At 33.3% G+C, this 6,314-nt stretch carries 4 protein-coding genes and 2 pseudogenes; 3 read left to right on the forward strand and 3 right to left on the reverse strand.

Going from position 1 to position 6,314, the window contains the following annotated elements; genetic code table 11:
- Nucleotides 1-64 precede the first annotated feature (64 nt).
- The gene (locus FLS47_RS14810) at nt 65-682 is read right to left on the reverse strand and encodes a S24 family peptidase (protein WP_149915122.1); all 618 of its coding nucleotides are present in this window, start codon (nt 680-682) and stop codon (nt 65-67) included.
- A gap of 205 nt (nt 683-887) precedes the next feature.
- On the opposite strand from FLS47_RS14810, the gene FLS47_RS14815 reads away from it, so the two are divergent.
- The 3 genes from FLS47_RS14815 (at nt 888) to FLS47_RS14825 (ending at nt 5,514) form a co-directional block, all read left to right on the forward strand.
- Nucleotides 888-1,130 (forward strand): hypothetical protein, encoded by a 243-nt coding sequence (locus FLS47_RS14815; RefSeq protein WP_149915123.1) that lies wholly within the window; start codon nt 888-890, stop codon nt 1,128-1,130.
- Between the two features lie 116 nt (nt 1,131-1,246).
- Complete coding sequence (locus FLS47_RS14820; RefSeq protein WP_149915124.1) at nt 1,247-4,237, forward strand: collagen-like triple helix repeat-containing protein; 2,991 nt, start codon at nt 1,247-1,249, stop codon at nt 4,235-4,237.
- Between the two features lie 269 nt (nt 4,238-4,506).
- Nucleotides 4,507-5,514 (forward strand): clostripain-related cysteine peptidase, encoded by a 1,008-nt coding sequence (locus tag FLS47_RS14825; RefSeq protein WP_188347446.1) that lies wholly within the window; start codon nt 4,507-4,509, stop codon nt 5,512-5,514.
- Between the two features lie 425 nt (nt 5,515-5,939).
- On the opposite strand, the pseudogene FLS47_RS18650 reads toward FLS47_RS14825, so the two are convergent.
- Together FLS47_RS18650 and FLS47_RS19160 are read right to left on the reverse strand one after the other, a co-directional pair.
- A pseudogene (locus tag FLS47_RS18650) lies at nt 5,940-6,092 on the reverse strand (adenosylhomocysteinase); the annotation flags it as partial.
- 110 nt (nt 6,093-6,202) lie between these two features.
- A pseudogene (locus FLS47_RS19160) lies at nt 6,203-6,314 on the reverse strand (IS982 family transposase); the annotation flags it as partial.

The raw sequence follows: 6,314 nt of genomic DNA on the forward strand, positions 1-6,314 counted from the left end.
ATCAGGGATATAAAAAAAGCTCATCAACTGTGATGAACTTTTTAAAAATATTTTTTTTACATTATTACATTGTAACCATAGAAAGCACACCTTTCACTTTATATACAGCTTTTACGAGTTCATGATCAATTACAATTTCATCGTAATCAGCTGAATTCTTTGCAACAAGCTTCCATCTTTTCTCATCTAACCCACGCACAAAACGAATTAAATTTATGTGTTCAGATATTATTAAATATATATCCCCGTAAATTACTGCAGACTTATCAACCTCTTTGACAAACACAACACTTGCATGCTCAATTTCTGGAGACATAGCTTCACCTTCATTCACTATAGCAAAATCACTACCGGACAATATTGGAATTTCCAATTCATGGGCTGCCGTCATTTTGGTTAAATCGATATTGAATTCGTCTAAACTTACATTAAACAAAGGTATTTTATAATATGAATCCGAACTATCTTTTAACATACTACCTTCACCTGTAATCAACCACGCATCATTAATATTTGGAAAGTGTTCAGAAATTGTGCTAGCAAGGTTTTTACTTATAGCATAGTTCCCTCTTTTTATTTGATATAATCTTTCAGCCCTGTTCAAACCTATTTCCTTGGCAAAAGAATTAACGTTGAAGTTTAAATATTTTATTACTTTTTCTAAACGATCCCAGTTTGTCATTTTTTATTGTAATTATAGAGAATTGCTTTTCTAGACAGTTGATTCTAGTTCCAATGTTGCTACAGGAAGAACAAAAATAAGACCAAAAGTCGGAAAATTAAAATAATATACAAAAAACATCAAACATATTGCAAAAAACAATTTTGTATTGTACTTTTACAAAATAACTGACAAGGGCAACAACAGCCAACTATTAACAAATGGTATGAAAAGCCAACATGAACAGAAAACAGATTCCGTCAATCTAAAATTGGAAGACGAAATTACAAACCAAGACATAATAACGCTAGCTACGTTAAAATGCATAAAATTAAAAGACAAAGATTTTGCAAAAGAGCACATTAAGATAAATAAAAAAAATATTAAAACCACTTATGAAGTTGAAATAAATGATATTGACGGGCACATTCACCATCTTATTTTCGAAATAAAAACGTATAATAAATAAAATTTAAAAAAAATTTGTAAATACAATATTATGTTGTACTTTTACACAGCTTATTATTATTAACTAGATATAAAAATAAAATAACAAATAATTCGAACTAATCTCAAAAAGCGAATATGAAAATTAGAAATCTATCCAAACTAGCCTTAGCCGTAGCTATTAGTAGCTCGGTGGTATTAGAGGGCTGTAAGAAGTATGATGACGACATCACACGACTTGAACAAGGCATTGAGCAGAATGCATCTGACATTGCAACTTTAAAAACACAATTACAATCTTTAGCAGCAAACATGGTAGTTCAATCTGTTACTTCTGTAACAGGTGGATTTGATATTGTGTTTAAAAAACCTGATGGGTCAACTGTAAACTATTCTATTAGAAACGGTGCTCAAGGACCTGCTGGTGCTCAAGGACCTGCTGGTGCTCAAGGACCTGCTGGCGCTCAAGGCCCCGCTGGTACACCAGGTACACAATGGAGAATCAATGCCACAACAAATTTCTGGGAAAGTTCTACAAACGGATCTACTTGGACTCCATCAACTGTAAAAGCAACAGGTGCTAACGGTACTAATGGAGCTAACGGTGCAACTCCTGAAATTAGAACTGTTGGTGGTAAAAAATACTGGTTTATTAATGATCTAAATACTAATGTATTAGCATACTCCGGAGAAGTAACAGTTGTAGAAGTTGACGGAGGATATAATGTTGTATTCACTGGTTCTAACGGAACTGCATCTGAAAGTATATTCATAGGTAAAGAGAAAAACGCAATTACAAGTATCGCGTTATTGCCTAACTTTATTGAAAGCAACTCTCCTGTTTTGACTTTCCCTAAAATCGTTCGTAGCAACGCAACTCACGGAACTACATTAATGCAAGGTGCTGGTTTAATCACATACAAATTAAATCCATTTGGTGTTAACCCTAACTTCTATGATGTTGAAGGTTTAGTGTCTCAAACTGCTACAGCTGCACCTGTATTTAGAAGCAGCGGAGATAATTTAGCGCAATTCTCAATTAATACTATTAGTAAGACTTTCAGTGAAGTTACTATTGCAGCAACTCCTCAAGGAATCACATTCCCAGCAAATTCTGATGCGAACAAATTACATTTAGCTTTAAGAGTTTTAAATAAAAAAGCAAATCAAGCTGACGGTAGCACAGGAGATAAACAAAGTAGAGTTGTATCTGAATACAATTTAGCAAAAGAGGAAATCGTTTATATCAACGAAGTAACTATTGAGCGTCATGAAAAAGTTAATGGTAAAATAGTAACTCCTCAAACAGATTTCCAAGCTATTGGTGCATCTCCAAATTATTTTGTAAACGCAAATTCTAGAATTAATACTATTATCGGAGATCAAAATGCTTCGAATGGTATTTTTACTGGTGTCTCGACAGGTATTCTTGATGCTAAAACAAAAGCAAACTTTACATTAAACATTTATGAAAACGCTGAGCGCGAGTTAGCTGCTTCTCAACGACCAAATTTGAGTTCTTACACATATAAAGGTGCTATTGACTTAAATCAAGAATTAAAAGGATTCTTTGTAAGAAACTTTACAACTCCACAACTTATCTCTATGGATGATAATGGGCTTAGTGGTTATGTATTAAAATTCTCCAAAGTTTCGCCATATGGTACTGGAGGTAATGATTACGCTGACGATATCAAATTGGATAATGGAAAAATTTCTGTAGCAGAGAGAACAGCAGGTTTCTACAACACAGCAGCGGCTGTAGGTAATAGAACACCGGTTGTAAAAGTTGATATGTATGCTCCAAATGGAACTACATTATTAGCAACTCGTTTTGTTAAAATCGCACTTGTAAATACTCCAGTAACTCCAGTATCTATCAACGGTACAGCATCATTCAATATGACTGCTGTCGGTACAACAACTCCATTAAACGTAGCGTTCCAAGAGCCAAGTACATTTGATGCTGCATACAATAGATTAGGAATGAACCAAACTACGTTCAACACTAACTATCCTGTTGCTAATTACAGCACTTCATCTATTACGAAAGATGGTAGTACTTATTCTGGCGTAGGAGCTGCAGCTATAACTGTAACACCAATCGCAGCAGCAATTCCTAACTCAAACAACTTCGAGATTACATTAGGTAATCAAGTGTTACCAGGTACTTATGTTATCACAGGTAAATACACTTCTTCTAACTTAGCTAATCCAGAAGTAAATGTTAAAATTACATTAACTGTAACAGCAAATAATATCCAATCATTAACTAAACAAGTTACATTCTGGGATAATACACAATCATTCGGTGTTATCAATGGTATTAACATTGGTGGTAACAACTGGCAATTAGACGCTGACTTGTGGAATTACTGGACTAAAACACCTGCAACTCCAGTCGCTGGTTCTGCTAATACTACTTTTGAATTTAGCTTAGCAGGTATCTCAGGTATCACAGTTGTAAACGGTAATTTAGGCACTGCACAAATCCAATTGGATGAAACAATTCAAGCTGCTAGAAACAGAATCAATGGTGACGAAGTTAATGTTACTATTACTACTAAATTGAATGGTGCTACGTACAAAACAGAATCATTCCCAGTTAAATTTAAAAACCCTGTTCAACCATTGGTTGTTAAAGCAAGAACTACTGCAAACTGGGGTAATAAACTTGAATTAATCGATAAAGAAGTAACTGCTGATAATACATCTAAATTAGATCTACGTAGAGCAGTACAAGTCCTTGATTTCAACGGAGGTAAAATCTTTGATTTTGTTAGTCCTAATTTCGTAACAACAAGCTCATTATTGAATCAATATGCTGTAGGTTATGTAGGAGGTACTGAAACAGCTGCGACATTAACTAACGTAGCAGTAGTAGGTGTGTACCCTGGATTAATTTCTAGTCACAACGGTTTAACTCCATTGACATTAGTTAACGCTTCTGCTTCATACTCTAACAACCAAGCTGTATGGACAAATAATGGTGCTAATATTCAACAAACTATCACAATTGTTTATAAAGTGACTGTCACTAATAAATTTAATGATGGACTTACTGATGCAAAAGCATCTGAAAGTACTGGATATATCTATGTACCAGTTGTTAAAAACAGCGGTATCTAATACTTAATTATTATAAAACTTAAAGGGTGGCAATTATGCCACCCTTTTTGTGTTTTTATATTTCTGCAAATAAAAACAAATTCATAAATTGTCTTAAAGTAATATTTTACAACAATTAATTACATACAAACCTCTTTTACTACCCATTCATGAAACTCAAAAATCCAATTATTTTATTATATTTTTTCACATTTTTAGTGTTGTGCGCGTGTGGGGAAAACAATCCAACTCCAAATAAAAAACAAGCATTTAGAACAATTTTAATCTATATGGCAGCTAACAATAATCTCTCACCAGAGGCATACGATAATATCGAGCAACTGGAAGATAACATTGGTGATGTGGACGGTAATTTGCTTGTTTACGCTAAACTACCTGGAGCGAACCCTGCACTTTATCATATTTCTAAAAAAGAAGGAAAAAAGAAAATAAAAGAATACACGAGTCACAATTCTTCTGATCCTACCGTATTAAGACAAATCATAACTGAAGTACAACAATCTTACGAAGCAAAAAGCTATGGTCTAATATTATGGTCACATGCTACAGGATGGGTGCCAGCCAATGTAGGTCCAATTAAATTAAAATCATTTGGTAATGATGGTGGCGATGAAATGGACATCAAGGAGTTGAACAGTGCTATTCCAAGTAATGTCTTTGATTTCATCATGTTTGATGCGTGCTCTATGGCAAGTGTTGAAGTATTGTACGAGATTAAAGATAAATCTAAATATTTTATTGCTTCTCCAGGAGAAGTGGTAGCTAATGGTATGCCCTACAGTAAAATTGTTAATAATTTATTTCAAGAAGGCACAAACGCGTATATATCAATTTCTCAAAAGTATTTTAATCATTACAATCAAATGAGTGGAAATTTTCAATCTGCGACCGTATCTGTAGTAGACGCTAGTAAGCTTCAAGCTTTAGCTGATGCCACGAAACTAACTCTCAATTCGCAGGCTCCTTTATATAACGATTTTAATAGAGATCAGATTCAACGAATGGATTTTGATCGATTTAGTAATCCATTAATTGCATTTGATTTCTTAGATTTTATAGAAACAAATTATAACAATCTAAATGTTGCCTCATTAAAAACTGCTGTCAATACTGCCTTATTATTCAAGGCGAATACTCCAAAATTTAACGGTTTTATTATAAATAAAAACAGTGGACTTACTTGTTATATCCCAAATGCTGAAAATGAAAACATGGTACACGATTATTATAGGTCACTAAAATGGTACACAGCAAGCGGGTTCAACGAGCTGTTTTAGAGTAAAATACACACAATTAGGTATTAGATTAAATATTTCGCTATAGTATATTTGTAATACAACATAGAAAACAAATCTACCAACATTTTTATCTGTGAAAAAAGTTAATTCAACTGATTATATACAAGATTTATTGTGTAAAATAAATCTTGCAAAGGATTGTATAAAAGAAAATACAAATATACAACCTATGTCATCTGAAATTAATCAAACATTGAAATTCCAAACTAAAGAGAATATTCAAATTGAAATTAGACTATATCCTTAATGTTATATAGATTTACCTAAAAAAGAAAGGGCCTTGCTAGCAAGGCCCTTTCTTTTTTAGGTAAAATTAATTTTAACACCTTTTAAGCTTCTGGTTGGAATGTACCGTAAACAGCTATTCCAATATAGGATGATTGTTCAGTAGTCAGTTCATAAAATTACACGCCATTACACTCTAAACTAAGGCATACCATTTTCTCGTCCAGATTTTTTGGCAAGGTACAGACTTCTTCCTCATATTGACCTGTATTCGTCCAAAGCTCTAATTGCGCTAAGGTTTGATTCGTAAAAGAATTTGACATTACAAATGAAAATGCATCAAATCACCAAATGAAACTTTGTAGAATACATACGTAGTTTCTAATGAAGACATAGATTTTTCTTTTAAAATTTAGATGCACTTAATTAACGTGAGTTCGGTTTAAGCAGCGAGGAATAATTGGTTTTCTTGCTGTTCAAACTGTATGTTTAAAGAAGGTTTTTTAGGGAAGAAAGCATAAGCAGCTAGTGCTCCCAAAATATTCAATAAGAAG

Origin of the sequence: Sphingobacterium cavernae (assembly GCF_008520265.1) — a bacterium.
Taxonomy (GTDB): domain Bacteria; phylum Bacteroidota; class Bacteroidia; order Sphingobacteriales; family Sphingobacteriaceae; genus Sphingobacterium; species Sphingobacterium cavernae.